This window comes from Xanthomonas sp. WHRI 10204 (genome assembly GCF_040202875.1).
Taxonomy (GTDB): Bacteria; Pseudomonadota; Gammaproteobacteria; order Xanthomonadales; family Xanthomonadaceae; genus Xanthomonas.
Genome location: NZ_JBEGDW010000003.1, coordinates 354299 through 369636, shown reverse-complemented (window position 1 = coordinate 369636; position 15338 = coordinate 354299). Strand labels below are relative to the sequence as shown.

Here is a 15338-nt window from a genome sequence, read left to right as displayed (position 1 = left end):
TCGCTGCGGCGTGTCGGCCGCTCTCAGCCCGGCTTGTCGAGCTGCGCCTGTGCCACGGCGCGGAGCTTGTCTTTCTTGCTCGGCCGCTTGCCTTTGATGCCGCCGTTATCGTCCGCTGCGCGCGCGTCTGCGGCTGGCGTGTTTTGTGCGGCGGCCTCGGCGGGGGTCGGCTCGAAACCTTCGATCACGCTGGCCGCTACGCGCAGGCCCTGACGTTTTTCGATCAGGCGCCATTGCTGCGCGTTGTCGGCAGTGATGAAGTTGATCGCCAGGCCACTGGCGCCGGCGCGCGCGGTGCGGCCGATGCGGTGGGTGTAGTCCACGGTGGAGCGGGGCAAGTCGTAGTTGACCACCGCCGGCAAGGCGTCGATATCGATACCGCGCCCGGCCAGATCGGTGGCCACCAGCACTTGCACCTCGTGCTGTTTGAATGCGTGCAAGGTGCGCTCGCGGCGGCCCTGACTCAACTCGCCATGCAGCGGCTGGGCATTGATGCCGGTCTTGGTGAGTTTTTCGGCGACCTTGTCGGCGGTATGGCGGCTGGCCACGAACACCAGCACATGCGACCAGCCGTGCTCGGTCAGCAGGTGCCGCAGCAGTTGCGTGCGTTGGCCGGCATCCACCGCGATGGCGCGCTGTTCGATCGCCGGGGCCTGCTCGGGCGTGGCGTCGATGGTGATGCGCAGCGGGTCGCGCAGCCGGCGTTTGGCCAGCGCGGCGATGGCCGGCGGGTAGGTGGCAGAAAACAGCACGCTCTGCCGTTGCGCCGGCAGCAACGCCAGGATGCGATCGAGCTCGGCGCCGAAGCCCAGCTCCAGCAGGCGGTCGGCCTCGTCCAGCACCAGCGTGGCCACCTCACCCAGGTGCAGTGCGTTGTGATCGACCAGATCCAGCAGCCGGCCGGGCGTGGCCACCACGATGTCGGCACCGCCGCGCAGCGCCAGCAGCTGCGGGTTGATCGAACTGCCGCCGGTGGCGACCACCGTCTTCAAGCGGCGCGGCAGATGCGCGGCCAGCTGACGTAGCGTGTCGTCCACCTGTGCGGCGAGTTCGCGCGTGGGCACCAGTACCAGCGCACCGAGCACGCGCGGCGCGGTGTCCGGGGCTAGGCAGCGCTGCTGCAGCAGCGGCAACGCATAGGCCAGCGTCTTGCCCGACCCGGTCTGTGCCATCGCAATCAGGTCGCGCCCGGCCAGCATCGGCGGGATCGCCTGCTGCTGGATCGGCGTGGGCGTGCTATGACCGGCCTTGCTCAGCGCGGTGTCGAAAAACGGCTGCAGCTGCGGCGACAGCGAGAGATGGGCAAATGACATGCCGCCGATTATCCAGGATTGGCGATGGCGCGTGCGCGCTGGGCACTGTGGGTCGGATGGGGGGTGGATCGGCATCGCGGCCAATCGGCAAGCCAACCCGTGTTGCGCGAAGACGCTACACGCAGCGCTCTCGGAAGCGCTGTGCACAAAACAAACGCGTGCCATGCAGCTTCACTGCAACGCCGTAGGCCCTCGTCACATTGATGCGGACATGGCCCCAACATGATGGCGTCAGTGCACCTGCATGCCCACAAAAAAGCCGCCCATCTCGAGCGGCTTTGTGTGCCGTGCAGCCATTGCGTGCCCACTGCGGCTTTCGCTTCACCGGCAGCGTTGCAGGCGCAACGCCGCCGGTGGATGGGCCAGGGCGATTACTGCGCCAGTGCCAGATCGTCCAGCATGGCGCGCAGGAAGCGTGCGGCTTCACCGCCGGTGGCGGCGCGGTGATCGAAGGTTAGCGACAGCGGCATCACCTTGTGGGTTTCTACCCCGCCCATCACCGGGGTGAGCTGGTAGCGCGCGCGCCCGGCAGCGACGATGGCCACGCACGGCGGCACCACCACCGGGGTGGCGTAGCGGCCGGCGAACATGCCGAAGTTGGACAGCGAGATGGTGTAGCCGCTCAATTCGGAGGCGGCGATGCTGCGGGTTTCCACCTGCTGGCGCAGCCGGTTGACGCCTTCGCGGATGCCGTACGCATCCAGCATGTCGGCATTGCGCAGCGCCGGCACGAACAGGCCTTCTTCGGTATCCACCGCAATGCCGATATCGACCTGGTTGTGCAGGGTGCGGCTGAGCGCATCGCCGTCGAACCAGGCGTTGAGCGCGGGCACGGCCTGGCACGCACGCACGATGGCGCGCACCAGCCGCACGGTGACATCGTTGCCGGGCTGCCAGGCGTGCAGGTCGGCGTCGTCGTTGAGCGTGGTCGGCACCACCTTGCTGTGCGCATCGGCCATCACGCGCGCCATGTTGCGCCGCACGCCCTTGAGCTGTTCGGGCTGGCCCTTGGCGACCACGCCCGGCGGCTGGGTGCGCATGGGTTTGCCGCTGGTGGAGAGTGTGGAGCGGTGCTGGCCCTCATCCGCCCTGCGGGCACCTTCTCCCGCAGGTGGGAGAAGGGTCGCCGTTGCCGGTCGATCGCTGCCGTCGGCAGCGATCCCATTGGCTCTGCCACCTTCAGCGAACGGACCACCAGCGAACGAGCCACCTCTCCCGCTGGCGGGAGAGGTCGGTGCGCCCTGCGCGCCGGGTGAGGGCTGCGCGGTCCCGGCCGCGGCAGCCTGCTTCACGTCGGCCAGCGTCACCGTGCCGTCCGGGCCGGTGGCGCGGACCTGCGTCAGATCCACGCGCAACTTGCGCGCGAGCGCGCGCACCACCGGCATGGCGCGGACGCCACCGACCGCAATGGCCTGTTCGCTTTGCACGGTGTTGGAGCTCTGCATCGCACCGACCACGGTGCCGGCGTCATCGCGCTCGCCTGCCGCATCGGAAGCTGCATTTGCGTCGGCATCGGCAATTTCGCCCCCGTTGTCGGAGGCGACCACGCGGTCGGTGGGGCCCGCCGCGCTCTGTCCGGTGCTCGGCGTTGCCGCCTGCGCGCTGCCGCCGTGACCATGTCCGTGACCGGTGTCCTGGCCATCGGCGCGTTGCGGCTGCGAGGCATCCAGTGCGAACTGCGCCAGCATGGAGCCGGTCACGATCACATCGCCGGCCGCACCGGCCAGCTTGACCACGGTGCCGGAAAACGGCGACGGCACCTCGACCACCGCCTTGGCGGTTTCCATCGACACCAGCGGGTCGTCCAGGCGCACCGTGTCGCCCTCCTTGACGAACCACTCGACGATGGTGGCATCGGGCAGGCCTTCGCCCAGATCGGGCAGATGAAAATTCTTCGCTTCGCTCATGGCAGATTCTCTTGCACCGCAGGCAACTGCGGCGTGGTGTCGTCGAGGAGTTCCAGATCGGCTGCCGGCAGCCAGCCCTGCGCGCCATCGGCACGCTCGGACCACCACCAACCACCGTGTTCGTAGTGCAGCAACACGTCCTCGCCCTGGCGGGCATCGAGTTCGCGTGCGTCGTAATCGCGCAGGGCTTCGGCCCGGCCATCGCCCAGCGGGCGCAGCCACGCCACCGGCGCCCAGCCGGCATGGCCTTCGCCAGTGTTGACCCAGGCAAACGCCGGCCATTCTTCATCGCGTACGCCGATGCCGACCTGCTGGCCGGCACGGAAGCGGATCGGATTGGCGACTCTGGCGCGGTGATCGCAGAGCAGACGGGCGCGCATGTCAGCCAGCAGCCACCGCACGGCGCGCTGCCGTGACGATGCGCTCCACGCTCGGCAGATACTTCATTTCCAGCCGGAACAGCGGGATATGCGTGTCGTAACCGGTGACGCGTTCGACCGGCGCGAGCAGGTCGTACATCGATTTTTCGGCGAGCTGTGCGGCGATCTCGGCACCGAAGCCGGCGGTGCGCGGCGCCTCCTGCACGATCACGCAGCGGCCGGTCTTGGCCACCGATTCGGCAATGGTGTCGAAGTCCAGCGGACGTAGCGTGGCCACATCGATGACTTCGGCGCTGATGCCTTCGCCAGCGAGTTTGTCGGCCGCTTCCAGCGCCTCTTTGACCTGCGCGCCCCAGGTGACCAGGGTGACGTCGGTGCCGTCGCGCAGCACGAAGCACACATCCAGCGGCAAGGCTTCGCCATCGTTGGCGACCACTTCCTTGTACTGCCGATAGATGCGCTTGGGCTCCATGTAGATCACCGGATCCGGGTCGCGGATCGCCGCCAGCAACAGGCCGTACGCGCGCTGCGGCGAGGACGGCAGCACCACGCGCAAACCGGGCACGTTGGTGAAGATGGCTTCGTTGGCTTCGCTGTGATGTTCCGGCGCGCGGATGCCGCCGCCCCACGGCACGCGCAGCACCATCGGGCAATGCAGGCGGCCACGGGTGCGGTTGCGCAGGCGTGCGGCGTGGCAGATCAGGTGATCGACCATGGGATACACGAAGCCGTCGAACTGCGCTTCGGCCACCGGCTTCATGCCTTGTGCGGCCAGGCCGACGCTGAGGCCGGCGATGGTGGTTTCATCCAGCGGGGTATCGAGCACGCGCTCGCTGCCGAAGCGCTGCTGCAGGCCGGCGGTGGCGCGGAACACGCCGCCGTTGACGCCGACGTCCTCGCCCAGCACCAGCACTGCGGGGTCGTGCTCCAACTCCCAGGCCAGCGCCTGGGTGATGGCTTCGATCAAGGTGATGGGCGAACTCATGGCACTGTCTCCGCGCGTGGCTGCGGCGTTGTAGGGGGCACTGGCGTGGTGCGAGGTGTCCGCATGCACCTGCTTGAGCTCATCCATGACGCGCCTCCAGGGCCATCACTTCGGCGCGCTGCGCCAGCAACTGCGCCGGCGGGTCGCCATAGAGGTAATCGAACATGGCCTCCACCGGCTGCACCGGGGTATTGAGATAGGCGTTGACCTCTTCGTCGATACGCGCGCCGCATTCGGTCTTCCACGCGTCTTCCTGCGCCTGGTCCCACAGACCTTGCGCGGTGAGATAGGTGCGCAGACGCAGCAGCGGTTCGCGCGTCCAGGCCTGTTTGACCTCGTCTTCGCCGCGATAGCGGCGCGCATCGTCGGCGGTGGTGTGGTCGGTGAGGCGATAGGTCATGAACTCGATGACCGTGCCGCCTTCGCCGGCCAGCGCACGCACGCGCGCCTGACGCATCGCTTCGAGCACCGCGATCAGATCGTTGCCGTCCACCTGCAGGCAATGCAGGCCGCCAGCCAGCCCCTTTTGCGCCAGCGTCTGCGCACCGGTCTGCGCCGAACGCGGCACCGAGATCGCCCAGCCGTTGTTGATCACGCACAGGATCAGCGGCAGCTTGTAGGCGCCGGCCGAATTGAGTGCGGCATAAAAGTCGGTCTTGGAGCTGCCGCCATCGCCGCAGCAGGCCACGGCTACCTGCGGCTTGTTCTGCAGTTTGAACGACAGCGCCGAGCCGGCCGCATGCAGGCACTGAGTGGAAATCGGCACGCAGATCGGGAAGTCGATGGCCGCATCGGCATCGCGCGGATAATCGCTGCCGCGCTCGTCGCCGCCCCAATACAGCAGCACATCGCGCGGGCGTACGCCGCGCTCGAACATGGTGCCGTACTCGCGGTAGCTGGGCGCGAACACGTCGCCGCTGCGCATCGATGCACCGATGCCCACATGCGTGGCCTCGTGGCCCAGGCTGGCGGCGTAGGTGCCGAGCTTGCCGGTGCGCTGCAGGGCCACCGACTTGCTGTCGAAGGTGCGCACGAACAGCATGCGCTTGAACAGGGCGAGCAGGGTTTGCGGGTTGGCGGCGTCGGCCGGCAGGTCGTCGCGGACGAAGTTGCCGTCCGCGTCCATGTATTGCAGATAGTCGATCTGGAACTGCGCGGCTACGCTCATTGCGGCGACACCTTCATCAAGAAGTTTCAAATGATATGAGTTGCCATGTTAAGGACGGCGAAGCAAAACGCTGTCCTGCACCGCAACACATAATGATGCTGGCATGCACAAAAAAAAGGGCGCGGACCAGGCCGCGCCCTTTGTCGCAGTAAGAAACTGCGACGTGGTGCACTGCGATCAGCGGCGGCCGGCGCCTCCTCCGATCGGGGTGACGATCAGCGCCGAATCGTTGGCCGGGTTGGCATCCGGCGATGCCGACGTGGCACTTGCCTGCACGCGGATGGCACCGTCGGCCGGGATCGGCTTGGCCGCCACGGTCAGCTGGAAGGCCAGCCGCGCGCCCGGCAGCACGACTGCCGCACTGCTGCATACGAAGCGGGCACTGCGCAGCGATTGCACCTGCTTGTCGCAGCGCCAGCCCTGCGGCGGCACCAGCTGCGACAACGCAGACACCGTATTGCCTTCGATCACCAGGCCGGGACGCTGCGCCGGCGCGGCACCGACGTTGTCCAGCAGCACGCGGTAGCTGGCGTTGAACGCGGTGGTCGGCAGACTGGCCGGGCCATCGAAGCGCACCGCCAGGTCGCTACGCGGCTGCGGCCGTGCCTGCACCACGACGGCCGCAGTGTCGGTGTTGTTGTCCGGCTGCGGGTCGGGCGATTGCGAGGCCACCGAGGCGGCCAGGGTGAGGGTGCGTCCGGCCAGTTGCGAGCTAGCTTCGACCTGCGCGGCGAAGCTTTGTGCGTTGCCGGATGCCAGCGAGGCGATGGTGCAGGTGACCACAGTCTGGGTGCCGGTTTCCGGCGGTAGGCAGCTCCAACCCGGTGCCGCAGTTAGCCGTGGGCTGACCGCTGCATCGAAGGCAAATGCCACTGCTGCAAACGCTGCACTGTCGGGTCCACGGTTTTCCACATCCACACGGAAGTCGATGCGCTCGCCTTCGGTGACCTGCGCCTGTGCGGCACTGACTGCCACGCCCAGGTCCGCGTTGACTTGCGGAGTCATGCGCAACAGCACCACGGTGGGATCGTGATCGGAAAGACGCGTGGGCGTGTTGGCATCGTTGCGCGCGGTGCCGGGGAAATCGGCATTGATGCGGGCATGGCCCACCGACAGCGAGACAATGTTGGGTGCGCGCATCAGCGCAGCATTGGCCAGGATGTGATCCAGCGACTGCACGTTGCCATCGAAGGCGTACGAGTAGCTCTGGTCGGGCGTGTTGAACCAGGTCAGATCGGTGTAGTCCGGGTCGACCAGATCCACGCCATCGCCGCCCACCACGGTCTGCACATCCGGCGCCGGTTTGCCGGTGACGGTGCCCATCGCATCCACATAGCCGTCGTTGAACTCGAAGGCGTTGAAGTCGCCCATCACCAGCACGTTTTCCGCCGGATTGAGTTGCTGACGCGTCTGCAGCAGGCGCGCCAGATAGTCGGCCTGGGCCTGGCGCTTGGCGCGGATGCGGGTGCCGGCTGCGTCGTCGGTCTCGGCGCCGTTGAGCGAGCGCTGATGCACCACGATGGCGGACAGCGGCAGCACGCGGCCGTCAGCCTGATGCACGTTGGCCGTGAGCACCAGCGGCGGGCGGTCGTTGAGCAGGCTGACAGCGCCGGCCGGCTCCGTCCAGGTGGTGGTCTTGCCTTCCTGCGCGATGGAAAGCACTTCCACGCGTGGCACGCCGGCGGCAACGTCGGCGGTCTTGACCAGGAAGCCGACGTCGATGCCGCCGACGTCGTTGCCTTCCTGCAGGTAGGCCACGTATTGCGGATTCGGTTGGCCGGAGCCTGCCGTATCGGCATTGATGCGTGCCGCCAATGCCTGCAACACGCTGAGGTTTTCCACTTCCACGGTACCCAGGATGTCGGGCAGATGCAGATAACGGCGGATCGCCAGCGAAGCCTTGTTGAGGCGCGCCTGGAACGCGGCCGGGGTGAGCACCGGTTCGCCGATGGCCGGGTCGTTCTGGTCGTCGAAGAAACGTTCCATGTTGTAAGTGGCCACGGACACATCGTCGGCCTGCGGCATCGGTGCCGGACGCGGTTTATCCGCATCGTTGCAACTCACCTGCGGGGTGCGCTCGGGGTACAGCGTGTAGCGGCGGAAGCTGTAATCCAGAGGGCCGACCACATTGAGCACCTGGCAGCCAGCGGCCAGATCCAGCCGCTCGGCGCCGACGCCGGCACTGCCGACGGCGATCACTTCCGGATTGGTGTTCCAGCGCGGCACGCCGACAGGCGCGGCGGCCGGCAGCGGGTCGGGCATTTGCACGCCGGGTTCGCGGAAGGCGCGCGGCACGCCGGTGACCACCGCATGGAACACGCCATTGCTGGTGGCCGTGGCGTTGGTCTCGTTGACGCTGCCGCCGGTGGGCGCATTGACGGTGAGGCTGGGCGCGATCACGCGCATGCCTTCCAGCGCTTCGAGCTGATCGAAGGCGCCTTTGGGGTTGGGGAAGTCCGGGCGCAACAGCACCGGCGACGGCAGCGGGTTGCCGGTGGAATCGGCCAGCACGGTGACGCTGCCGCCGATTTCGGTCAGTGGCGGCTGGGTCGGGTCGGCGGTGGGCACGTATTCGATCACCGTGCCCTGCACGCGCACCCGGTTGCCGATGGCGGCCGCTTCCGGCGGGGCGCTGCCGGTATAGACGTAGACGCCTTCGGAGGTGGCCGGGTCGGCGTCGGCCTCGATATCCGGGGCCTGCAGGAAGAAGCCGGCGCTGCGGCGTGCGGTCACGATGCCGGAGGTGGCCACCACCTGGCCGTCCAGCGGCGAGCGTGTGCTCTTGCCCTGGATACTGTGGATAGGCAACAGATTGAAGTCGTCGTTGACGATGGTGCCGGTGGCACTGAGCGTGGCCGGCAACGCGCCAGTGAGGCCGCTGATCTGCAGGCTGAAGCGCTCGTCCGGCTCAGAGAGGGTGTCGCCGAGCACATCCACCGAAATGGTGGCCGTGCGGTCGCCTGCGGCAATGCGCACGGTGGTCGCGGGCAGGGCGATGTAGTCGCTGCCAGCGGTGGCGGTGCCATCGCGCGAGGCAGCGGTGAAGCTCACCCCGCCCGCACCGGCCGCCTGGCTCAGGCTCAGCGTGAATACCACGCTGCGGCTGCCGCTATTGCCTTCGGCCTGGCTGACATCGGCCAGCGTGGCGATCGGCTGGCCGCCGCCGCTGCACAGGCGCGCAGCGCTGGCGCTATTGCGCGGCGTGGGCGCGCCGGTGGCGAAATCGGCCGCGTTGTTGTCGGTATCGGTGCAGCCATCGCCACCGCGCAGCACCGCCAGCGTGTTGCTGGGGGCCGGCGTGGGCGCATTGCCTTCCGCGCAGCTGGCATTGCTGCCATAGCCGACCAGATCGGCGTTTCCGGTGGGGCAGGCGCCGCTCAGTGCGGCCGCGGTGGTGCTCAGCGCTACCTTGCCTGCAGTACCGCTCAGGGCCAGGGTGCCGGTGGCATCGGGCGGCGGCAGCGCTACGCTGCCGCCGCTGCCATCGGCCTGCTTGACCAGGTAATACCCGCCGGCCGGCACGCTGCCTGCCAACGGGGTGGCCTGCCAGCTGCTGCCGGCGGCCGAGGCGTACTGCACCGACCAGCCGTCGAGGCTGACCGTGGTACTGCCGATGTTGTGCAGCTCGATGAAATCGCTGCGGAGGGTGGCGCCGCTATTGCCGCCACCGCCATAGACCTGGCTGATGACGACCTGGGCATTGGCGTGGCCGGCAACTGCCAGCGCACAGAGAAATACGGCTGCACGACGCTGCAACACATGCATGAGATGAGAGTCCCCTGATCCTTGAGACGTGAAACGCTCCCCTGGTCCGGCCACGTCCCTGGCCGGCAGCGCCGTTCGATTCTGCATGAATTTGCAGACCTTGGTTGACGATACTGTGACAGCGGTGCACTGGCTGAGACTGCACTGGCGGCTGGCCGGGTGGTTCAGAAGCGAAATAAGTGCCGGCGTCGAACACGCCTGGACGTGTGGCGTTTGATGTGTCGCCGGGTCGCGCGGCATCCGGTGCAGGCACCGGCTGGCCCTTGCATGGTTCTCCAGCGCTGCAAGCAGCCTGGTAACCAAGCGACCAAGCGACCAAGCGACCAAGCGACCAGGCAACCAGGCAACCAGGCAACCAGGCAACCAGGCAACCAGGCAACTCGGACTGTGCCCGCCCATCCCCGAACCGGGCGCAACAAAAGGCCGCAGCCATCTGCGCCGAGTCGCACCGAGATGCTTGCAAGCAACGGACGCCCGTTTCATCTACCCCGGTCGCCAGGGACGCGGCCTCACTGGCCCGACGCCGCGAATCGCCTTCGACCTCGACTGCACGCGCGGATTTTCAGCTCCACCTCGGCGGCGACGTGCATTCCACGATCAACTTTCATCCATCCCGGTCGCCAGGGACGCGGCCTCACTGGACCGACGCCTCGAATCGCCGTCGACCTCGACTGCACGCGCGGATTTTCAGCTCCACCTCGGCGACGACGCGCATTCCACTATCAACTTTCATCCATCCCGGTCGCCGGGGACGCGGCCTCACTGGCCCGGCGCCTCGAATCGCCGTCGACCTCGACTGTACGCGCGGATTTTCAGTTCCACCTCGGCGACGACGCGCATTCCACGATCAACTTTCGTCCATCCCGGTCGCCAGGGACGCGGCCTCACTGGCCCGACGCCTCGAATCGCCGTCGACCTCGACTGCACGCGCGGATTTTCAGTTCCACCTCGGCGACGACGCGCATTCCACTATCAACTTTCAGCCATCCCGGTCGTCAGGGATGCGGCCTCACTGGCCCGATGCCTCGAATCACCGTCGACCTCGACTGCACGCGCGGCTTTCCGGTTCCAACTCGGCGGCGACGCGCATTCCACGATCAACTTTCATCCATCCCGGTCGCCAGGGACGCGGCCTTACTGGCCCGACGCCTCGAATCGCCTTCGACCTCGACAGCACGCGCGGATTTTCAGTTTCACCTCGGCGGCGACGCCTATTCCACTCTCAAGCTGCAACAGCAAAGCCAACCGCTGATCCTGACCCGATTCCCGATTCCCGATTCCCGATTCCCACTCCCCACTCCCCACTCCCCACTCCCCACCGCTGAGCTACCCTGACCAGCCCGATCCATCAGCACTGCCATGCCCGTCGACAAGAACCTGCGTGACCTGGAACCCGGCATCCACACCGATCTGGAGGGGCGGCTGACCTACGGCGGCTATCTGCGGCTGGATCAGCTGTTGTCCGCGCAGCAGCCGCTGTCCGAGCCGGCGCACCACGACGAGATGCTGTTCATCATCCAGCACCAGACCTCCGAGCTCTGGTTGAAGCTGCTGGCGCACGAGTTGCGCGCGGCCATCGTGCATCTGCAGCGCGACGAGGTCTGGCAGTGCCGCAAGGTGCTGGCGCGCAGCAAGCAGGTGCTGCGCCAGCTCACCGAGCAATGGTCGGTGCTGGAGACGCTGACGCCCAGCGAGTACATGGGCTTTCGCGATGTGCTCGGCCCCTCGTCAGGGTTCCAGTCGCTGCAATACCGCTACATCGAGTTTCTGCTGGGCAACAAAAACCCGCAGATGCTGCAGGTGTTCGCGTACGACCGGCAGGGACAGGAGCGCCTGCGCGAAGTGCTCGAAGCGCCAAGTCTGTACGAAGAATTCCTGCGTTATCTGGCCCGCTTCGGCCATGCGATTCCGCAGCAGTACCAAACCCGCGACTGGACCGCCGCGCATGTGGCGGACGACGCCTTGCGCCCGGTGTTCGAGCGCATCTACGAAAATACCGACCGCTACTGGCGCGAATATGCGCTGTGCGAGGACCTGGTGGATGTGGAAACCCAGTTCCAGCTCTGGCGCTTCCGCCACATGCGCACGGTGATGCGGGTGATCGGCTTCAAGCGCGGCACCGGCGGCTCCAGCGGCGTGGGATTTTTGCAGCAGGCGCTGGCGCTGACGTTTTTCCCGGAACTGTTCGACGTCCGCACCTCGGTGGGTGTGGAAAGCCGGGCGCCGCAGGGTGGTGCGGACGCTGGGAAGCGCTGAGCGAGGCAAAAAGCTTAGCAACGCAGGGGCGCGCGCGCTGAAACTCGGGAAAGCACTTACTCGGGAAAGCAGTCGCTTGAAGCCCCTCTCCCGTCGGGAGAGGGGTTGGGGTGAGGGTACGGGCCTCATCCCTGGGATCAGCCGCTTGCTGATGCTCTTATTTCGGCGATCGGCACCACCCAGCGACATCGCACCCTCATCCGCCCTACGGGCAGCTTCTCCCAGCGGGAGAAGGGGAAGCGGGCATGCGGCGGTGGGAGATGCGGGCGTTGGTTACCGCTGACCGGCAGCGCCTTGGTCGCCTTACCGATCAACCCACTGATCATCCAAAGGGCCGCCAAAAGAACATCACAGATGTGGAAATGGTGTCGCGCACGCCGGTGGAAGATACGCAGCAAACCCAACAACACCCGGCCACTCCACCCATCCCCATCACGCCGCCGACTCCGGCGAATTTGACGCGTACATGACGTCTAAGTGATCCTCGCGCGTCGCCCAGGGTTCCGCCCTGGGGCACCCAGCCATTACTGAATACGCAAGGGACACCACATGAGCGTTGACGCAACTGCGCCGACATCCGCTTCCACCCCGCCGCAGCCGCCTGCGCCTCCCGAGTTCCCCACGCTGCTTGGCCACCCCCGGCCGCTGTGGATGCTGTTCATGACCGAGTTCTGGGAACGCTTTGCGTTCTACGGCATTCGCTGGGCGCTGGTGCTGTACATCGTGGCGCAGTTCTTTGGCGGCGATGCCACCGGCCAGGCGCCGGCGGGGCGTACCTACGGCGCGTATCTGGCGCTGGTGTATGCAGCGGCGATCTTCGGTGGTTATGTGGCCGACCGTGTGCTCGGTTACCAGCGCTCGATCCTGGTCGGCGCAGCGGTGATGGCGACCGGCCTGTTCCTGATCGCCATCCCCGACCACACCATGTTCGAGATCGGCCTGGCGACCGTGGTGGTCGGCAATGGGCTGTTCAAGCCGAATATCTCCACCATGGTCGGCAAGCTGTATTCGGTGGCCGATCCGCGTCGCGACAGCGGCTTCACCATTTTTTACATGGGCATCAACCTGGGCGCGATGATCTCGCCGGTGTTGACCCAGCTGCTGGCCGAAAAGGTCTTCGGCACCGAGGCCATGCCGGCTTACAAAATGGTGTTCATGGCGTCCGGCGTGGGCATGTTGATCAGCCTGGTGTGGTTCTGGATCGGCCGCGCGCAGCTCAAGGGCATTGGCGCACCCGCACCGGACGCGCAGGGCATCGGCCGTGTGCTGATGGTGCTGGCCGGCTGCGTGCTGGCGATTCCGGTGGTGTACTTCTTGCTGGCCGTCGGCGCCGATGTGCTGCAGATCGTGCTGACGGTGCTGTTTATCGGCCTGTCGGTGATGCTGCTGGTCGAAGGCATCCGCGAGGGCAAGGTGCAGCGCGACAAGGTGATCGCGATGCTGATCGTCTTCGCCTTCAACGTGCTGTTCTGGATGTTCTTCGAACAGGCCGGCAGCTCGTTCACCTTCCTGGCCGACAACATCGTCAACCGCAACTTCGGCGAGTGGACCTTCCCGACGGCGTGGTTCCAGTCGGTCAACTCGATCGCCATCATTGCGCTGGCGCCGGTCATCGCGTGGATCTGGGTCAAGTCCGGCCGCTTCAATCCGTCGATTCCGCGCAAGTTCGGCCTGGGCCTGCTGTTCAACGGCCTGGCCTTCCTGCTGTTGATGTTTGCGTTGTCCAGCCTGGTCAACGATGCCGGCAAGATCCCGTTCTGGACCCTGTTCATGGTCTACGTCATCCAGTCGGTGGGCGAGCTATGCCTGTCGCCGATCGGCTTGTCGATGGTGACCAAGCTGGCACCAGTGCGCCTGGTCGGTTTCGGCATGGGTGGCTGGTTTTTGTCCACCGGCATCGGTAACAACCTGTCGGGTATCTTTGCCGGCCATGTCAGCGGAAGCGAAGGCATGAGCGTGTCGTCGGCGCTGGGCGGGTATACCTTCGGGTTCTGGGCGCTGGTGGGCGCCGGCGCGCTGCTGTTCCTGATCGCGCCGCTGATCAACAAACTGATGCATGGTGTGAAGTGAGGAGAAAAGCGATGCCGATCAAACCCATTGTCTGTGGCCTGCTGCTGGCCGGTCTGTTGAGTGCCTGCGGGCAGCATGCCGAGCAACAGGAAGCGCCACGGCCGCTGGATACGTCGATGCAGAAGCCACCCAGTGCCGACCCCAGCCAGCCGGTGTCCTCGGGCAACACGCCCACCGCGGCAGACATCGCGGCGGCTGCTGCGCTCAATGCGCAGTACGACCCATCGCGCGATCCGGCCGCCGATCTGGAAACGGCCAAGGTCGAGGCCAAGCGCGGCGGCAAGCGCATCGTGCTCAACGTGGGCAACGCCGCCTGCGAGCCGTGCAAGACGCTGGACGAGCTGATGGGCGGCGATGCCGAGCTGCGCAGCTTCCGCGATGCGCACTTTGTGGTGGTCAAGGTCAATCGCGATGCGGCCAACGAAAACGCCGCGTTCCTGTCGCAGTTCGCCCAACTCAACGACTATCCGTCGCTGCTGGTGCTGGACAACGACGGCAAGCTGTTGACCACCCAGACCAGCCCGGAGCTGCGCAAGGGCGAGGGTTTCGATCGCAAGAAGCTGTTCGATTTCCTCAAGCAGTGGGCACCGCCGGAAGCCTGATCTTCTGCGAATGCGTCACACAAAAAACCCCGCACTGCTGCGGGGTTTTTTGTGGGTACCTGTCGAGCGCAATGTCCGAAGACCACGCGGATGTGCATGGACCGCTACATGCGATGCCCGCTGACGCGAGCAGGTTGAGCATCGCTGCCTGCAATAACGCAGTGCCCGCAGCGATCGCGCAACACACTAACGACATCGGCGTCAGCCGCGTGCCTGGCAGCGCGGCCGTATCCGAGCCCAACCCGATCATCGCAGCGCTGCACGAACGCCAGCTGCCGTACTGCAAAGCGAAGCTCAGTCCTTGCCCGCCATGCGCGGTAGCCCATCCTTGGCCAGCCGGTCGATCAGGCGTTCCAGCAACTGCTGTTCTTCGTCGCTGAACACCGACATCAGCCGTTGTTCCATTTCGTTGACCAGCGGTGCGACGGTTTCGTACACCTGGCGCCCGGCCGGCGACAGTGCCAGCATCGAGCGGCGGCGGTCGTCGCCGTGGGTCTCGCGGCGGATGAAGCCCCGTTCCAGCAGCCGCGCCACCGCGCGACTCACTGCAACCTTGTCCATCGCGGTGCGGTCGGAGACCTCGCTGGCCGACGAGCCCGGATACAACGCCAGGATGGTGATCACCCGCCACTCGGGAATGGCCATGCCGTAGCGGTCGCCGTAGACCTTGGCGATGTTGGCGCTGATGCGGTTGGACAGCACGCTGAGGCGATACGGCAGGAACTGCTCAAGGTTGAGCAGCACGGGATGTTGCGGCGGGTTGGAGATGTCGTGATCGCTCATGTTGCACTGTGTCTTGATTTTGGTTTCATTTGCAACTACAAACGAGGGGTGGCCTGCGCATTCTCGCGGGTCTTCTGCCACCCCGCATAGCCCTGCGGGCCGCCTAGCG

Annotated in this window: 10 protein-coding genes; 3 read left to right on the top strand and 7 right to left on the bottom strand. The window is 66.3% G+C overall.

What is annotated here, in order from left to right; all coding sequences use genetic code 11:
* Positions 1-23: 23 nt before the first annotated feature.
* The 6 genes from ABQZ00_RS18520 to ABQZ00_RS18495 all read right to left on the bottom strand — a co-directional run bounded on the left by ABQZ00_RS18520 (position 24) and on the right by ABQZ00_RS18495 (position 9518).
* Positions 24-1313: a DEAD/DEAH box helicase gene (locus tag ABQZ00_RS18520; protein ID WP_323538531.1), complete on the bottom strand. Its 1290-nt coding sequence runs from the start codon at positions 1311-1313 to the stop codon at positions 24-26.
* Positions 1314-1684: 371 nt separating this feature from the next.
* Positions 1685-3220 carry a dihydrolipoamide acetyltransferase family protein gene (locus ABQZ00_RS18515; protein WP_323538532.1) on the bottom strand — a complete coding sequence of 512 codons (1536 nt, stop codon included), beginning with the start codon at positions 3218-3220 and terminating at the stop codon, positions 1685-1687.
* A complete protein-coding gene (locus tag ABQZ00_RS18510; protein WP_115512768.1) occupies positions 3217-3600 on the bottom strand; it encodes an SH3 domain-containing protein in 384 nt (127 codons plus the stop codon). Before ABQZ00_RS18510 ends, ABQZ00_RS18515 begins: the two co-directional genes overlap by 4 nt.
* Position 3601: 1 nt before the next feature.
* The gene (locus ABQZ00_RS18505) at positions 3602-4672 is read right to left on the bottom strand and encodes an alpha-ketoacid dehydrogenase subunit beta (protein ID WP_323538533.1); all 1071 of its coding nucleotides are present in this window, start codon (positions 4670-4672) and stop codon (positions 3602-3604) included.
* On the bottom strand, positions 4665-5753 hold the full coding sequence (gene pdhA / locus ABQZ00_RS18500) for a pyruvate dehydrogenase (acetyl-transferring) E1 component subunit alpha (RefSeq protein ID WP_104614330.1): 1089 nt from the start codon (positions 5751-5753) through the stop codon (positions 4665-4667). Before pdhA ends, ABQZ00_RS18505 begins: the two co-directional genes overlap by 8 nt.
* A 177-nt stretch (positions 5754-5930) precedes the next feature.
* The gene (locus ABQZ00_RS18495) at positions 5931-9518 is read right to left on the bottom strand and encodes a lamin tail domain-containing protein (RefSeq protein WP_323538534.1); all 3588 of its coding nucleotides are present in this window, start codon (positions 9516-9518) and stop codon (positions 5931-5933) included.
* 1359 nt (positions 9519-10877) lie between these two features.
* Here ABQZ00_RS18495 and ABQZ00_RS18490 point away from each other — a divergent pair.
* The 3 genes from ABQZ00_RS18490 (at position 10878) to ABQZ00_RS18480 (ending at position 14446) form a co-directional block, all read left to right on the top strand.
* The gene (locus tag ABQZ00_RS18490) at positions 10878-11774 is read left to right on the top strand and encodes a tryptophan 2,3-dioxygenase (protein ID WP_323538535.1); all 897 of its coding nucleotides are present in this window, start codon (positions 10878-10880) and stop codon (positions 11772-11774) included.
* A gap of 549 nt (positions 11775-12323) precedes the next feature.
* Positions 12324-13844, top strand: coding sequence for a peptide MFS transporter (locus ABQZ00_RS18485; RefSeq protein ID WP_115526874.1), 1521 nt, complete (start codon positions 12324-12326; stop codon positions 13842-13844).
* Between the two features lie 11 nt (positions 13845-13855).
* Positions 13856-14446 carry a thioredoxin family protein gene (locus ABQZ00_RS18480; protein ID WP_104614334.1) on the top strand — a complete coding sequence of 197 codons (591 nt, stop codon included), beginning with the start codon at positions 13856-13858 and terminating at the stop codon, positions 14444-14446.
* A 294-nt stretch (positions 14447-14740) separates the two neighbouring features.
* On the opposite strand, the gene ABQZ00_RS18475 is transcribed toward ABQZ00_RS18480, so the two are convergent.
* A complete protein-coding gene (locus tag ABQZ00_RS18475) occupies positions 14741-15229 on the bottom strand; it encodes a MarR family winged helix-turn-helix transcriptional regulator (RefSeq protein ID WP_323538536.1) in 489 nt (162 codons plus the stop codon).
* Positions 15230-15338: the final 109 nt, after the last annotated feature.

Bases quoted from the DNA above. Each gene is read 5' to 3' on its own strand.
- ABQZ00_RS18520 (WP_323538531.1), bottom strand. From the start codon at position 1,313: ATGTCATTTGCCCATCTCTCGCTGTCGCCGCAGCTGCAGCCGTTTTTC.
- ABQZ00_RS18510 (WP_115512768.1), bottom strand. From the start codon at position 3,600: ATGCGCGCCCGTCTGCTCTGCGATCACCGCGCCAGAGTCGCCAATCCG.
- ABQZ00_RS18495 (WP_323538534.1), bottom strand. From the start codon at position 9,518: ATGCATGTGTTGCAGCGTCGTGCAGCCGTATTTCTCTGTGCGCTGGCA.
- ABQZ00_RS18485 (WP_115526874.1), top strand. From the start codon at position 12,324: ATGAGCGTTGACGCAACTGCGCCGACATCCGCTTCCACCCCGCCGCAG.
- ABQZ00_RS18490 (WP_323538535.1), top strand. From the start codon at position 10,878: ATGCCCGTCGACAAGAACCTGCGTGACCTGGAACCCGGCATCCACACC.
- ABQZ00_RS18480 (WP_104614334.1), top strand. From the start codon at position 13,856: ATGCCGATCAAACCCATTGTCTGTGGCCTGCTGCTGGCCGGTCTGTTG.
- ABQZ00_RS18475 (WP_323538536.1), bottom strand. From the start codon at position 15,229: ATGAGCGATCACGACATCTCCAACCCGCCGCAACATCCCGTGCTGCTC.
- pdhA (WP_104614330.1), bottom strand. From the start codon at position 5,753: ATGAGCGTAGCCGCGCAGTTCCAGATCGACTATCTGCAATACATGGAC.
- ABQZ00_RS18515 (WP_323538532.1), bottom strand. From the start codon at position 3,220: ATGAGCGAAGCGAAGAATTTTCATCTGCCCGATCTGGGCGAAGGCCTG.
- ABQZ00_RS18505 (WP_323538533.1), bottom strand. From the start codon at position 4,672: ATGGATGAGCTCAAGCAGGTGCATGCGGACACCTCGCACCACGCCAGT.